Origin of the sequence: Haladaptatus paucihalophilus DX253, assembly GCF_000376445.1 — an archaeon.
GTDB lineage: Archaea > Halobacteriota > Halobacteria > Halobacteriales > Haladaptataceae > Haladaptatus > Haladaptatus paucihalophilus.
This window is the reverse complement of the sequence record NZ_AQXI01000005.1, coordinates 73,388-88,873: the sequence shown is the minus strand read 5'-3', so window position 1 is coordinate 88,873 and position 15,486 is coordinate 73,388. Positions and strand designations below refer to the sequence as shown.

Annotated in this window: 12 protein-coding genes; 8 read left to right on the top strand and 4 right to left on the bottom strand. The window is 50.8% G+C overall.

Annotation, left to right across the window (positions count from 1 at the left end; genetic code table 11):
• Positions 1-215 precede the first annotated feature (215 nt).
• Together B208_RS0122355 and B208_RS0122350 are read left to right on the top strand one after the other, a co-directional pair.
• Positions 216-1,097: a ParA family protein gene (locus B208_RS0122355; RefSeq protein ID WP_018129189.1), complete on the top strand. Its 882-nt coding sequence runs from the start codon at positions 216-218 to the stop codon at positions 1,095-1,097.
• 102 nt (positions 1,098-1,199) lie between these two features.
• Positions 1,200-1,604 carry a hypothetical protein gene (locus B208_RS0122350; RefSeq protein ID WP_007979299.1) on the top strand — a complete coding sequence of 135 codons (405 nt, stop codon included), beginning with the start codon at positions 1,200-1,202 and terminating at the stop codon, positions 1,602-1,604.
• Between the two features lie 20 nt (positions 1,605-1,624).
• Here the strand turns inward: B208_RS0122350 and B208_RS23205 are convergent, their stop codons facing one another.
• Complete coding sequence (locus B208_RS23205) at positions 1,625-2,002, bottom strand: hypothetical protein (protein WP_007979300.1); 378 nt, start codon at positions 2,000-2,002, stop codon at positions 1,625-1,627.
• Positions 2,003-2,599: 597 nt separating this feature from the next.
• On the opposite strand from B208_RS23205, the gene B208_RS0122340 reads away from it, so the two are divergent.
• On the top strand, positions 2,600-3,466 hold the full coding sequence (locus B208_RS0122340) for a hypothetical protein (RefSeq protein ID WP_007979301.1): 867 nt from the start codon (positions 2,600-2,602) through the stop codon (positions 3,464-3,466).
• Positions 3,467-3,742: 276 nt separating this feature from the next.
• Here B208_RS0122340 and B208_RS0122335 read toward each other — a convergent pair whose 3' ends face one another.
• On the bottom strand, positions 3,743-4,183 hold the full coding sequence (locus B208_RS0122335) for a helix-turn-helix domain-containing protein (RefSeq protein ID WP_007979302.1): 441 nt from the start codon (positions 4,181-4,183) through the stop codon (positions 3,743-3,745).
• Positions 4,184-4,316: 133 nt separating this feature from the next.
• Between B208_RS0122335 and B208_RS0122330 the strand changes: the two genes are divergently transcribed.
• Together B208_RS0122330 and B208_RS0122325 are read left to right on the top strand one after the other, a co-directional pair.
• Positions 4,317-5,168, top strand: a complete 852-nt coding sequence (locus B208_RS0122330) for a geranylgeranylglycerol-phosphate geranylgeranyltransferase (protein ID WP_026178040.1) — start codon at positions 4,317-4,319, stop codon at positions 5,166-5,168.
• A 140-nt stretch (positions 5,169-5,308) separates the two neighbouring features.
• On the top strand, positions 5,309-7,312 hold the full coding sequence (locus tag B208_RS0122325) for a hypothetical protein (RefSeq protein ID WP_007979304.1): 2,004 nt from the start codon (positions 5,309-5,311) through the stop codon (positions 7,310-7,312).
• Positions 7,313-7,480: 168 nt separating this feature from the next.
• On the opposite strand, the gene B208_RS0122320 is transcribed toward B208_RS0122325, so the two are convergent.
• Entirely contained in the window at positions 7,481-8,818 is a 1,338-nt protein-coding gene (locus B208_RS0122320) for a cytochrome P450 (RefSeq protein ID WP_007979306.1), read from the bottom strand.
• Positions 8,819-8,934: 116 nt separating this feature from the next.
• On the opposite strand from B208_RS0122320, the gene B208_RS24855 reads away from it, so the two are divergent.
• Positions 8,935-10,068: a transcriptional regulator FilR1 domain-containing protein gene (locus B208_RS24855; RefSeq protein WP_232423939.1), complete on the top strand. Its 1,134-nt coding sequence runs from the start codon at positions 8,935-8,937 to the stop codon at positions 10,066-10,068.
• Between the two features lie 1,098 nt (positions 10,069-11,166).
• Positions 11,167-12,036, top strand: coding sequence for a hypothetical protein (locus tag B208_RS0122300; protein WP_232423938.1), 870 nt, complete (start codon positions 11,167-11,169; stop codon positions 12,034-12,036).
• 738 nt (positions 12,037-12,774) lie between these two features.
• Here the strand turns inward: B208_RS0122300 and B208_RS23655 are convergent.
• A complete protein-coding gene (locus B208_RS23655; RefSeq protein ID WP_007979312.1) occupies positions 12,775-13,965 on the bottom strand; it encodes an orc1/cdc6 family replication initiation protein in 1,191 nt (396 codons plus the stop codon).
• Between the two features lie 1,002 nt (positions 13,966-14,967).
• Here B208_RS23655 and B208_RS0122275 point away from each other — a divergent pair.
• Positions 14,968-15,375: a hypothetical protein gene (locus tag B208_RS0122275; protein ID WP_007979313.1), complete on the top strand. Its 408-nt coding sequence runs from the start codon at positions 14,968-14,970 to the stop codon at positions 15,373-15,375.
• Positions 15,376-15,486 lie beyond the last annotated feature (111 nt).

The following is a 15,486-nucleotide window of genomic DNA, read 5'->3' as shown; positions in this document are numbered from 1 at the left end:
AGGCACATCATCCCGCTTTCCGTTCAATTACCGCCAGGAAACCAGTCGTCAGTGTCGCCCAGATCGACGCTGAATAGTGCGAAATTCACCACTCTCCTTAAACCTTATTCGGGGTTTCTAGACCTTCTACCACCACATATCACGCCTATGTGTATCCACATATCTATACACAATGCTTAAGATAAATTTATACATAGAGCATTAGCTATGTTTAGATGGTGATCCCAATGACGGAAGAAACAGACTCTCAACCGACACACACCATTGCAACGTTCGTTGACAAAGGCGGCGTGGGAAAAACCACAACCACCGCTCATCTCGGCGTCGCACTCGCACAGCGAGGGTATGATGTACTGCTTATCGATCTTGCTGGAAAACAAGGCGATTTGAGCAAGCAGTTTGGGATTACGCCAGATCCCGATGCGTGGCCCGATATCTCCACCGTGTTCCGCGACAAGTGGAAAGAAATCACTGAGAAACTTCCTGATGTAGTTGATGAACTTGTCACCCCAACCGGCGAAGGCCCCGATCTCATCCCTGCAACAGAAGCACTCGATGGTCTTGATGCCGAACTCAACTCAGTTGACAACGCTCGCGAGCGGTATTCTCGATTCGATCAGTTCCTCACCAACTCAATCGACGGCCGCTATGATTTCGTACTGATCGACCTACCAGGAGTGACGAACAATGTCACGCTCAATGGGTTGTGGGCTGCCGAGAATGTGATGGTTCCTGTCCGTCCAGGTCCCTTCGAAGCTGAACAAGCCGCCGCACTCCAAGATGATGTTGCGGAGATCAACGACCAATTCGACCTCGCTATTGAACTCACGCTCGTCATTCCAAACGAGGTTGATCTCCGAACGAAGCTTGGCAAGCACTATGTCGAGGCATTTGCCGACGAGTACCCAAATGCAATCGGCGAGCATATTCCGTCCAGTCAGGACATTCAGAATCAACAGAAACGTGGTGAGACAGTCTTTGCACTCGAAGAACCATCCAAGACAGCCCATCGTGCGTTAGAGGCGTATGAAGCGAATGCAGAACTCCTCGAGACACGTGTCGGCAAGTCCACTGCCAACACTCCATCAGTCCAGTGAAAATAATCGATACCACATAGACACACACAGATGAATCCACATAGGGATACACATAGGAAATCACTTAGAGATACACATGGGAACACACATAGGAGATCATAAATGGTAGACGAAAGCGATCTTGACAGCGATCTCAAGGCTCTGAAGGAAGAAACACAGGGCGGGAATCGAATCCAGGACGTAGCGAAAGAAGACGCGTATCGGGAGTTTCAGGAGGCGGTCGTGGAGAGCTTGCACAACCGATCGGCAAGCGGAACGAATCAAACAGTCTCAATTTGGGACAAGGAACTTGCCGCTCTCACTGATGTACTGAAGGCGAATCCTGAGTTGTTGGATCGAGTTGGAACAGAGCTCGAAAATGAGCTTGGACGACCCACATCCGAAGATGAACAGATGACACGGGGGGAGCTGTTAGGAATGTTTGTTCGAGTTGGGATGCAAGAGGCTGACCCAGAGTTGTTTGAGATGTGGCGGGATGCTGTTGCTGACTGGGTTCGAGCGCCTTAAAGAGGAAAAGCGTTCAGGGATTAGGATTGGTCAACGTCGTCTTCGGCTTTCTCCGGGTCGAGCGCTTCGAGTTCTTCTTTCGCAAGATTGCCAGCAAGAAAGTCACGACCAAGGTCAGAAATCTTGTAGAATCCTTCATCGTCTTGTATGAGTAGGCCAGCATCGCGGAGCGCACGCAACCGTTTGCCAGTATAGGATCTATCGTACTCGATGTTGCCAGCGACGACTTTCGGAGTGGCGCGAATATCATAGTTATCGAAGAACGCAAAGATGGGATAGTCGATTTTCGCAAACCACGAAACGTGTGTCACCATTCGTTTGAGACAGTTGCTTCTGACACTAAAGTCAGCGACATTCAAACCAACTATGACCGCTTCTGAGGAAACATGGAACCCCATACGAGGAATAGAATTAAGTTGCAGGATAAAAAAAGATATGCCAACGGCTCAGCGCGGGCACTCAGTGCCCAGAAGTCAAACGGACGTGTGTCACAAGCACACGCCCGCGTTGGCCGAAAACCGCATATGTCACAACGCACGATACCCCCAAGGAACTTTCCCTCCGGTCGAACCGAGACGACTCAAACACGACTTACTCACCAGTGGGACCAGTCCACGCCGAAACCCAGCACGCTCGACGGGCTACCCGAAGACGTCCAGACTGTCCTGTATTCCGTTACAGGCGATTCATCTGTGAGCGTCTGCCACCTGATGAACGACGACGGACAACCACTCTGTGGCTGTCGTGGATCGTTTTCACAGCTCGCAGTTGAAGAAGCACGTTCGCAGATCGACCGTCTCTGTGAGAATTGCCGCATCCAGTACGATGGCGCGCAGCGAACTAGACCTTGCCCGAACTGCCACACTCCAGTCCGCATGAGTGCTTGGCCACAGCACGTTCGGGGGTGCGACGGCGATGAATAGTTTTGGTTCCGCCGATATCGGACACTTTGGTCACTCTCTGGATTGTGGGAACGGTTTCGGAGGTGAGAACTGATGTCTATCGGACTCTCACCCGAGGAAGTCGATAAAAACACAGTATCGGACGAAGACTTTGCCGCCGCGATGGGAATAGACGGAGTAGAGTCGAATACGTCGAACGCGGTCGTGTCCAAGTCGGATTACGAGCAGAAGCTCCCAAGCCGGGAAACGATGTGGACGGTGATTCAACAGCAGGCCGAGCAGATCGATGCGCTTGAAGAGCGCGTTGGTGAACTCGAAGTGGACGCTGAGAAAGCCAGTACAGCCCGAGAGGATCTGGCTGCAAACGCACACGAAGCGAAAGAAAACGCGAAGAACGCGCGAGAGGTCTCGAAAGCGGCCACGGCGAAGGTAAACCAGCTCGAATCCGAGATCGAAGACGACGATAATTCGTCGAACACCACTGGACTGCCGGGTGGCGTAGATCCAGCCACATCTCCGCTGGATCTGTACACGAACTGTTCGCCGTACCAAGTGAAAAGGCGGCTCGTGGACGAGAAGAACAAAAAGAACTCGTGGCGTGCGGTGACAGCCGCTCGACGATGGGACGAATTCGCCACGCGGCGGAAAAACGGCTCAGGTATTTTCTGGACGCGTGTAGATCTGAAAGAAGCTATCACCGCCATCGATGGTGAGAAGCCGCACGGGACAACTATTACCCGTGTCTGGAACGCGCTCGTTGAACTCGGTGGCTCGGACATAACGGTCAAAGAGCGCTGCGTGAGTCAAAAACAAGAGAAAGTCAAAATCGTGGCGATGGACATAGACACGGCGGAAGGGTTGAATGAAATGCGGTATCACGAGTTCGATCTCCTTGAAGATGGCACGGTCACGGGTGGAGTCACGCCCGTTGTGACCGGACGTGATGGTAGCGGGGTGTGAGAACGGCGAGAAAACAGAACCACATTGACACGTTGGACGGGACGTGACATGTAGACCGCCTCTGGTTTCAGCTTGGGCGGTTCCTCACGTCTCCGACGCCTTTTACTCTAGTCACAACTACGGAAGAAGACCCCTTTTGTTCAGTAGTAGTGTAGTGGTATGTTACGGCTACCTCGTGGTTTCGCTCTCGTGTCCGGTCACAACGGGTGTGACTCGTCAAATCCGTAATGTTTCATCGTAATCGTCGACGCGTTCGCGGTCAATCCGATAATGGAATCAGTTGACGCGAAGACGCGAAAATTGAGACAGAACCGCATCTGTCCAGGCATCCAACTCGTGCTGGAGCCACTGTTTGGTTTCCGGGAGTGACTGTGCCTCGTAGAGGTACTTGATACCCCCATTGTCCACCGTTCGCGGATATCGCTCAACAAGATCCTGTTCAAGCAGCGGTTTCAACTGCTTGCCAACTGTACTCGAGTCGCGGTCGAGAACATCAACAATTTCAGCAATTGAGCAGTGTGGATGGTCGAGAACCGTCAGATACACCCGAAACTCGGCTTCGTTGATGCCACAAATGGTAGCCATCGCATCTGTCAGCTCTATCTTAGAGTTCTCTGCCAGTAGTTGCTGAAATGCTTGGACTCGTTCGGATACGTCCACATCTCGTATATCAGCGCGTCCTTCCCTTCGTGTCATCTCGTAGCCAGACTGATCCATGCATGAATTATCTAGTGACAATTAATAGGCTTTTCCGACACACCAACGTAAGCGCGCAATGAGATCTTGTCAGTTTGAGTGTGACAGCATGCGTTTCGTGCTGTTTATAGTGACGGCAAAGAAAGCCCCCAGCGTGTCGCATGCAGAGCGGGTCGGTGGACTCATCGAACTTACTCGGCCAGGGAATGCGATTGCCTCCGGCGTGCTGACGTTCACGGGCGCGTTCGTTGCGGAAGGCAGTGGAATACTTTCACACCTCGGCGCAACCAGTGCCGCCACCCTCACAACGATTCTCGCGACAGGGGCAGGAATGGCCATCAACGACTACTTTGACCGAGATATTGATCGGATCAACAACCCTGAGCGACCAATCCCACGTGGCGCAGTAGCCCCAAGAACAGTACTTGGCTTCAGTCTCGTCATGTTTGCCGTCGCTGCTGGATTCGCTCTCACACTTCCACCGCTAGCGATGGGAATTGCGATAGTGAATCTCGTTGCGCTCGTCACTTATACGGAGTTCTTCAAAGGGCTGCCGGGTGTCGGGAACCTACTTGTGTCGTATCTTGGTGGGAGTACGTTTCTCTTTGGTGCCGCTGCTGTTGGGCAGCTGAGTCCCGCCGTGGGTGTACTCTTTCTCTTAGCAGCGCTGTCGACGTTCGCACGTGAAGTGATTAAGGACGTTGAAGATCTTGCTGGAGACCGAGAAGAAGGGCTTAATACACTCCCGATTTCCATTGGGCAACGTCCCGCACTATTGATCGCGATGGCGGTGCTGCTGATCGCGATGGTTGCAAGTCCGGTGCCGTATTTCATTGGAACGTTTGGGATGGCGTATCTTGTACTGGTTGCACCAGCAGTGTTCGTGATGCTTTACTCCGGATATCGGAGCTTCGACGACCCAACGGGTGGCCAGTCGTTATTGAAATTTGGAATGTACTTCTCGGCAGTAGCCTTCATCGGTGGCCGTCTGACACTCCTTCTGTGAAATACCGCCAGCTCTGTTTAAACTTCTATCCAGTGGCAATTTGAGGAGATTGTGCTGAACAGAAGGTATGCAAATACAATCTGTAGTGTTGAGTCGGTAGATTGAAGCGATCATGTTTGTGAATTTCTATTTATCTGATCATGATGCGTTGCAAATTCTGTGGCAAGCCGACAAAAAGTCATACTACGGGGGATATCGCAATCTGTCATTCCTGTTTTATTGAAGAAGGGGACTTAGCCCGGAGTCTCCTTGCCGAGGCCGAAGAAGAGGCGGAAGAGGACGATGAGATTGATGAAATGTTCGATCAACTTCCCAAACATGAGACTGAGGACGCGTTCTACACTGACCTCACACCGCTTATAAACGCTCTCCAGGGGCAAACTGAAGATATGCGGGATGCAACCCCACTGCCAGAGGAAGTAATCGAAGACCTCCGAGATTTGCTCGGTACTGTGAATACACGGCAATTGATTGGATCGCTGGGGGAGAATTACGTGATGTCGTCTACCGTGTCTGTTGATCCGGAAACGCATAAGGACGGGGTGGGTATCCCACCGAAAATGATCGAGTATCTGTTGGGGTTACTCTGTACGCTTGAACCCAATAAAGAAGGAGATCTCCCTTACGATGAGGTTCACGAAACTACGGACAGGCTCACCCGGTCACTGATATTACACGTGGTTGGTGACGAAGTCGATATCCAGTCTCTGCCTGAGGAGGAACGGCATCAGTACTTTATCGAAAGTCAGGTATTGGGGCGTGAACTGGCTGCCAGTCGGTTCGTATATCCTTCCCAGTATCTCGAAGCAGCCGAGCGAGCGTATACGCCTCATAACAATATCTTACAGAATGAGCTAGGATTCACAATCCAAGATGCGACCCAGTTTGTCAGGGATCTCTCTCAGTTGTATCAAGAGCAGTATCAACGGATGCTTGACCGTTTTGGAGAATTTAGCAGGATAACCCGGGTTGCTCATGGCGGGTTCATCCGGCACCTTGATCAATACGATGATGACGAAGAAGGAATGGAGGCATACCTTGATTCAGATGACTATGGGGAAGCTCAGCACGAAATAAATCAAGCACAGGAACGCTATCAGGAAGCAAAACAGGATCTCTGGCTCGAGAAAGAAACCCTCATTGAGCGCATCGATGACAATGAACAGGAATTCAAAAGTTTTCTCGATCGAATGGCCGTTTCACTCGGCTCAGTCCCACAAGACGACTTTACGTACCCCTACGAACATAACCCACTGCACGGAAGACCAATCATCGAACACGACGGCGAGTATATCATTCCGCATTTCAATGCCTTACTTCGGGCAGTTGCCGAGACATACTACTACGACCTCATTGGTCTTACTGGCTACGGTAGTCAAGATGAACACGGTGGCAAATTTGGATCACAATGGGGAGACTACGTGGAAGAGTGGACGCATGAATGCTTGCTCACTATTTTCCCAGACATAGAGATCCTCATCAATCCGGAATACTCGGTTGCAGGGGACAGCTACGAGACTGATCTTGTTATTCTCCACGAGGACACCTGCATTGTCATCGAATGCAAAGCAAAGAAGCTCACTCTCCAGACACGTCGTGGCGATTATCCAGCGGTAAAAGATGACGTTATCGACGGAATCGGTGATGGACACGACCAAGCATCCCGCCTCATCGACAATATCCAAGCTGGCGAGGTCACCAAACTTAGCACTGACAACGATACCATCACGATTGATGCTGATACGATTGAACGCTATCTTCCTGTCATTGTACTACGCGAGCAGTACGATTGGATTGCCACAACCGAGTATCCCACCATCGCTGACATCGAGGACAACCTGCCTTACGTTACCAGCGTCTATGACCTCGAAGTCATCACCGAATGCCTGGAATCCTCTGACCGGTTCATCGACTATGTCACGAAACGTATCCAGCTTTCCGGAGTACAGAAGCTCGCGAGTCCAGATGAAATCGACTATCTTGGCGCATATATCGACAACGGACTGGAAGTCCTCGATATGCCAGACGATATTCGTGTCGACATGTGCAACTTCGCCCATATAGTCGAAGACCAGGTTGGTCATCAATTCTACCCCCCTGAACTCGGTGGCGACGAGCTACCTTTCGACGAAGGCAGCGACTGACCCACGGAGAAGTAACGCCATTCTTTAGCACACAACTGATGGTAAATATTTTCTCAATCTGATTGCTGCATATGCGCTCTGTATTCAGCATGCTACTCTCACCACGCTCTGAGAATTTCAAGAGAGACATACCGCATCGGAGACCGACTGAAAACCAACTACCACCGATTATCGTCGTTTCAGCCACATCGGCAAACCACCTTGAGTCTGGAGTGTGAGTCCGGGTTCAACCGCTAGCTCATCTTTTCCCTTCCACTCAAATTCCCAGTCTTGTCCGATTGTCGCGAGCACGAGTGTCGCTTCGAGCAAGGCAAATTCACGGCCAACACACGCCCGGCGGCCCCCACCAAACGGCATGTAGGCATGCTCTGGAAGCTCATCTTCTAAATCTGATTCCCATCGATCCGGCTGGAACGAAAGCGGATCATCGTAGAACCGTTCGTCACGATGGACAGCGAGAATACCCAGATGTACTTCTTCATTAGCGGGCAGCTGATAGCCGTTTACATCAACCGTTCGAGTTGTTTTACGAGGAATAGTGTGTATCGGCGGATAGAGCCGCATTGTTTCTTTGAGAATTCGACGCGTGAGTTCCAACTCATCAATATCTGCTTGAGTAGGCGAATCACCATCCAGAACAGTATCAACTTCGTCGTGAAACGCCTCTTGGAGATCGGGATGTGTCGCAAGTGCGTACCACGCAAACGCGAGTGCCGAGGCAGTCGTTTCATACCCCGCGAAAATCATCGTAATCATCATCCCCTCAACTTCTTGCTGACTCAACTGGTTTTGACCAGTCCCATTGCGTGCGTTGTGGAGTTTCGAGAGGAGCGTTTCTGAGTGAGATCCCCCGTTCGCATCAGACGTGCGCTGTTCTGTCAGTAGTTGCTGAATTTCGGTACGAAGTCGTTCCTTTGAGTTTTTGAAACTGTGTCGTGACAGAGTTGGTACCCAGTTCGGTAATAACCACGATGTCGGAGCGAACCATCCGTGAAGGCCATCGGCTGCGGTTCGAAGGTCGTCGCCTTCGCCCGGTTGGAGTTCTCGTCCAAATAAGGTAGCGAACAGCACTTCTAATGTAAGATTCTTCATTTCGGTTTCCATGTCGAGAATTTCTCGATCCAACCATGTATCGACGCGTTGCTGTGTCGCCTTGACCATCTGATCACTGTATTTTCCGACCTGCTTTCTGGTAAAGAACGGTTGAAGCACGCCTCGCTGCCGACGCCACTGGTCACCTTCCGTCGCAATCACCCCGTTCCCAAATGCAGTCTGAAAATCGTCGCTCTTCCCGAAGGCATCGATCTCGGTCACGAGAGCCTGTGTAAAGTAGTCCGGATGAGCCAAAACGAAGACCTGCGTACTCGGGAGTTTCATTCGGTAGACGTCGCCACACTCTTCGATCGCTCGATCAACAAAATCGAATGGACTCTGGGCGAAGTCGATGGTGTGGCCAATAAATGGGTGGCCATCGGGAGTTGGCGGTTGGCGAAGATCTGATTTCATAGTATCGTATCCTGCGAGCCTACAAATAAATCCAGTGAGGTTCTACCGCGATCATGATTCTGTATTTACAATTCACATCTTACATGGATTAAATCACAATTCTATAAATGATATAGATGAAAACTACTGCCGGAGATGCTACTATGACTACTATGGACTACCGAGCGACAAATCCACTCTCCGGAGAAGAGCTTGTCATTCGGGAAGTCATTAATGAGACTGTCGATACAACTCGTCATATTGTACTTCGTAGCGTCCAGACGCTTTCGGAGCCGATCGTCCAGGACATTCATGACGAAACAGATATTGTTCGGCAGTCGATCTCAAATCATCTTGCAGCTCTTAGCGATCGTGGATTTGTGAATCGGCATAACGAGGGAATCGAGATGACTGGTGGTGGTATTCTGTTTCTTGATATCATCGACACGTGCCTTACCACAATTCCGCGGCAGGAATTGGCATATTGCACTCGGTCAGACCATCCAGTACCAGTTTTGGCAGCGGTTTCGAGCAAGCAAGTCCATGTAACCGAACTTCGCACAGAACTTGATGATCCACCCTCAGATTCGACACTCAGACGTGTTTTACAGCATTTCGCTGAGAACGGCTGGGTCGAAAAGACCAGTGGTGAGTATCAAATCACAGCCACCGGAGAGCAAGTACTGGCTGAGTATGATGAGTTGGCAGCATCGCTCACGCAACTCATCGAAAAGGCCCCATGGTTTCAGCGGCTGCCACCGGAAGATGCTACTGTTCCAATCCAAGCACTCACTGATGCTGATTTAGTTGTCTCAAACCCGAGTAGTCCATCATCGGTGCTTGCAACCGCACTCTCCCTCTATGACCGGAATATTGATCGGTTTCGTGGTCTCTGCTCTATTTACAACTCTGTCTTATTCAAAACCTACTCAACTATGCATAAGCTAAATATCGGGCCAGAATTTGAAGCCATCCTTGACCGGCCAACCTTCATGAAGGCCGTTGAATCAACGGACTCTCGATATGTGGTTGATGAATCAGATGATCCAAACTATGATCCACTTGTTCTTGATCGGTCTCATACGCTTGGCATCGGGATTTATGATTCTCGAAAGGTAGCGATTGGCGCATACAATAAATCCGGCAAAGGGCAACACATTGCAATGATCGTCAGTACAAACGAACAAGTTGTCGATTGGGCAACTGATCTCTATAAATCGTATCGTGCAGAGGCAAAACGACCTTCTGAAATCGAACCAATCCTTCCGTAACACCGGTTATAGCCTCTATTACGGTACTTTTCTACTGTATCTATATATTCCCAATATATCAGCGTCTTTTCCTTAATTTCACACAGATTAACATTGGTAACAGCGGTGCAAATAATACACCCCCGTGAGAAGCGATAGCCACGCTGGAGATCGTTTCGTAATCCGAGAGCCTGGATACATCATCGTGTGATGTCATGCAGACGGCACATGATGGTCACATCGCTCTCGGATCAATGTCGGCGGTGCGCAGAACAGCGAACGTCTGTGGGTCCAATCACTCGTTCGCGGGCGCACCAGCCACCTCTGGCGTATCATGACCAAGCAACAGGCCAATGAGTATGTCCCAGAGTAAGCGAAGCATAGAGACCAGTTCTTGTAAAGCTTCCCCGCTGTCCGACGCGCAATGCCAACTAAACCAGTGGGCAAATAGTGCACCTGAGAACCCCTCGAGTTCGTCCACGAATTCCTCCATACAGTCAACAAGCACTTCACAGAAACAGTCCTCGCTGGCGTCAATCGACGAACTCGAACTGTATCCGTACCGTGATCCAGAGCAGTTGCAGACGGTCTATGACGAAGTTGGAACAATCGCCGGTACTGCTGCCCACTTCGGCGTGTCAGATACCACCGCTCGTATATGGTTGATTCACCACGGAATCTATGATCCCGAATTACAAGGAGTGAACTCCGTTGCTAATCAGCTGGAAGAGCTGTCACCCGAGGATCTTGGGCTTCCTCCATTGGAGGAATAACGATGAGAGTGATGGATTCAACACCGTTCGTCAATACGAGAGACGGAAGCCGATGCTCGCAGCGACTCGCTTCAATTGATTTTCGATTGAGAAATGACTGTATAGGTCATGGGTTTGTGCCACTGGTTGAGAGATGTACAGCTAAACTAGGTGAACTTCAGCGCCAAGAAATATCAGTCTCGTCGGAGGTCAATGGGTGTCCTACCACCCGCTCCCTCCGACGCTTCCACAACTGTCGTTTCTTGCTCAGTCGGCAAAATATTTCGGGTTACGTTCGTAGTCGTAACTCCGAGTGTGCTAGTCTGAGTGGTTCTGAGATGGATCAGCGTGTCACCCGACACGTCTAATGAGTAATTCAGCAACACACGGAACGACCCAACAGCATCGAAATGCAAACAGCCAGCAGTGCGAGACGGAGAGAACACACCAAGAAGTTGAGGAACGACTCTCATCGTTCGAGGAGCGATTAGATCAGAAAGACGAACAAATAGAATCGCTCCAGCAATGCGTGGAGATACTGGAGCAAGAACTAGCCGATGCACGAGATCGTGCCGATCACGCCGAAGCCGTGGCCGACGCTGCAATTGGTCACGTTCGGAACCTCCACAAGGAACTCAACTCACTCCGAAAGGGTCAGCAAGGTATCAACAAGACACTCTGGGAAGACCGTGATAGCCACGATGGAACGGGGAAAATCAAGTCGTTCAATTCTCGAATCTCCGATTTGGAACACGACCGAGTGGATGTGAGCGACCTCATCAACTCAGACGTGACCCACGACATCGAAATCCAACGGAAGACAGCCGCACGACTGGTCGCTGAACGGGAAGACGCCGACTCGCCTCTATCGGGGAACAAGCATCGGATGACGTTCCTTTGGCGCGAGTTCATCGAATCAGCGCAGAAAACAAAAGGCGGGAAGCTGGAACTTGATTCGTCGGCGTGCCGTCGTCGGTTGGAACACCGCGCCGGGATTCACGATCCGAACACAAACACGGTGCAGCGGTCGATGAAAATGCTGGCGCGCCACACGCGGCGAGACGGTGGCGTGAGTGGGTCAGGCGAGTGGGACGATGAAGACAACCTCGTTCGCTTCGAACCCGGTGAGCGGGGCGGACAGGTTGCCCGGTTGGTCGCTAACGCAGAGGAGTTCCGTGAGTTCGCTGCCGAACAGTCACGGGCTGCGCTCGAACAGGGAGGTGAGGAATCGCGATAATTACACTGTCGTAATTATCCCTCGAACGCGGGGCGTAATCTGGCCCCGAAGCGGTTCCGGAGTATTCCTCCACAGATGACAAGGGGGGCGCAATTTGCGCCCCCCTTTGATGCGGAACGAACGGTTGGTTACTGTGGGGTGTAATTACTCTCACTTTTCTCACCGCGCTTGCGAGGTGGAAAATATTGGGAGAGCAGGTCTAGCGTGATTACGGTTCTCTTTCGGGCGTTAATTACGACAGTGTAATCTTGGTTGGCATGGCATCGTCACATCATCACCATTCGTCGTTTCTTTGATCGTCAAGAGATATTCTGTGGTCAGTTATCGGTGAGACGAAAGCCGTCCTCGACCTCATAGAGATGGCCGTGCATATGCAGCCGTTCGATAATATCCGCGGCAGCAGGCTGCTGGAGATCGTCTTCTTGTGCCAGGACTTCATAGGCGTCCCCGTAGATAAGTTCCCGTCGTTGGGAGCAGCGCTCGCGAGCGTATCGAGTGCGTCTTGCGCAAATGAGGTGAGTCGCGACGTCCCTTTAGAACTCATGGTTGCTCCATACTACTTCCATGAAACAGGTAATCCTCGGAACGGGACAGACACTTGATTTCGGTTTTAAACGAGTAAGGGACAAAATCACACCAAGACTCCATCGTAGTGAACACGAAATGTCTACACAAGGACGGAAGACACACCATTTGTAGAGTGTCTTCTGCAAAACAAAATTCGGCCGTAGAGAGTACTCAGATGTCGAAAACAGCCCAATCACGATGGTCACTCACAGCATCAATCACTACGTCATATGGATATTGACACTGATATTCGTTATACCGTCCTCCTGCTTCACCTTTGTTCTGTACTGTCTTTTCGGCAAATCCACCCAGTGAAAGCTCATCAAGCTGATCACGAAGGCGATCATATGAAAGAGGATCACGGCCATTCATTTCGGAAAGTCGTCGATATTGGCCATAGATTGTTTTGCCACGAACTCCTGTGCTGTCTTCTGTTTCGTAACTCAACGCAATCAATGCAAAGAGCCCATGGTCGGTGAGACTCCCGATAGCATCTCGGATTTGATTCTTCTCAACCAATCCACGAGCATCTCGAACTTCTTCTTCACCAACGGTCATGTGTCCCTGTTGACTGGCAAGATCAACGGCTTCCCGGAGAAGTTCGATTGCTTGGCGAGCACTACCGTGTTCTTGCGACGAGTAGGCAGCACAGAGCGGGATTACACCATCTTCGAGGACATCGTCGGTGACTCCGACATCGGCACGGCTCTGGAGAATAGCTTGAAGTTCACTTGCCGAATAGGGCTGGAAGTGGATCTCTTTCTCCGCGAGCGAATCTTTGACTTTCGGTGAGAGGTTTCGACGATAGGTAAAATCATTCGAGATACCGATGACACCAAGGGTAACATCGTCGTCAAGATGGTCGTTATCCTTTGCTCGCGGGAGTTCATAGAGGAGTTTGTCATCACTGCCAAGCGAGTCTACTTCATCTAAAACGATGATCGCTGGGTCGCCACGATCGTTTAACTCGCCATAGAGCGCATCAAAAATGGCTTGTGTGGCATGTCCGGTCATCGGGAGCGGAGGGCGATCAGTACCTTGACGGAGGTTGTTTACGGTCTTAATAGCGGTCTGATATGAAGATTGAGAACTGCAAGTGACACGGACGGTGGAAATATCGACGTGTTGCTGGAGTTTACTCAAGACATGGCGAGTGACGACAGTTTTGCCGACTCCAGTTTTGCCATAGATGAAAATATTGTCTGGCGACCAACCGTTACGAACAGCGTTGAGAGCATTCGCAAGTTTGCTAATTTCGTCGTCTCTTTCGACAACGTTGTCCGGTTGATAATCGATCGTGAGAGCGTCACGGTTGGTGAAGAGGTTAGTGACGTCGGCAAACGGGTCGTCACTTGTTGGCATCTTGTATTAATCACGCGTGTCGATTGACTTAGGTCTTGTCGTATGTGTCGTTAGAGTCGTGAGTTCTCTCCATACACTCACACACCAGTTGTCGAGTGTCTTGGGTCGAAGAGGGTCGCACAAGAATAGCAACCCACTCTATAATAATATAATAAGGTTATGGGTAGTAGTAGTATTATCCGGTAAGCAGTGAATAGTGAATTCTGGTTCTCTAGGCCATATAACAGCAAAGTACTGAATATACTAACTACAATATCAGCGCCTAGAATCGTCTCTTTAAATATACCGTGGCTTTTTGCTTTAGCTTGCCTCCGTAGTGCGACTCAAGACACTCGACAACTGGTGTGTGAGGGTGACAAAAACCGATACAAGGACATTCGACAATTGGTGTGTCCCACTTGCTGTTCTGCTCCATTCCTCACTTAGACACTCGACAACTGGTGTGTGGGGGTCGAAGAAATCGCCAGAATGCTTTACCGATATCTACCGACGATGGTGGAAGAGAATACTAATTCTGATCAGTGAATGCTCGCCTGTCTCGCATCATCTCCGAAGTCGGCACGCTTTGATGAACTTACGGGGGTAGCATCAGCAGATTAAGCGAAAGCCCACTGAGTCGAGTTGGTCGGGTCAACAGTCGTGACTCTCCGATTCGATACGCCTGTCTCACGCTATGTGATTTTCTCACCGGAAATCGTGAGTAAGCGTCCGCGTTGGGTCAGTCAGGGAGTATGGATTTTTTGTTTGCCGCTTCGAAGAAGCTGATATTAGTGACACAAGCATGACGCGCCTGTCGGTTGGGGGTCGCGTGATCAACACCGACGATGACGAACCAAACGTAGGGGTTGTCGTGGTAAGACCACTGGAGAAGACGATTGCAGATCGGGAAATTTCGACCAACAACGGGACGACGACGGCCGTCGAGGTGAATCCCAAGTATCCAGCTGACAGCCAGCTTGTGATTATCGCGTTCAAGAGTGCACTGAATGGGTGCTGGTCGAAATGTACGAGGCAGAACCAGCAGACCTCTTCAAGGGCGTTCGTGAGAATGAGGTTCATCATTACGGGTTTCCAGAGGACCGGTTAGCGCCCATCAACGCGGCATCGACTGGCGACAGTCAGTGGAATGAGATCGACGAGCGCGACCGTGCGGACGCTGCGGATGAGACGACGACCGAGACGACCGACTCGCCCGAGGAGTCTGTCGTAGACAACGAGAGCGACGACGCTTGGGTTCCTGAACCGCCAAAAGAATTGTTCGAGCTTGGTGAGCGATTGGAGTCGAACGGGGCGACGGTAACGACTGAACGAGGTGGTCTCGTAGTTGAGAAGTTGAGCGATGAGTATCGAGTAACGTCAGGGGCAGGGTCGAGGGTGATAGGGCACTCGCGAAGCGGTTGGCGTCAGTAGCAGCGGAGTACGTCGAAGAAACGCCACCGTCAGCGGCTAGTGAGCTGTGACTGTTGTGGGATAGGTTTCGCTGAGACGTATTAAACACTGGTTCTGGTTTCCGACGTGTGA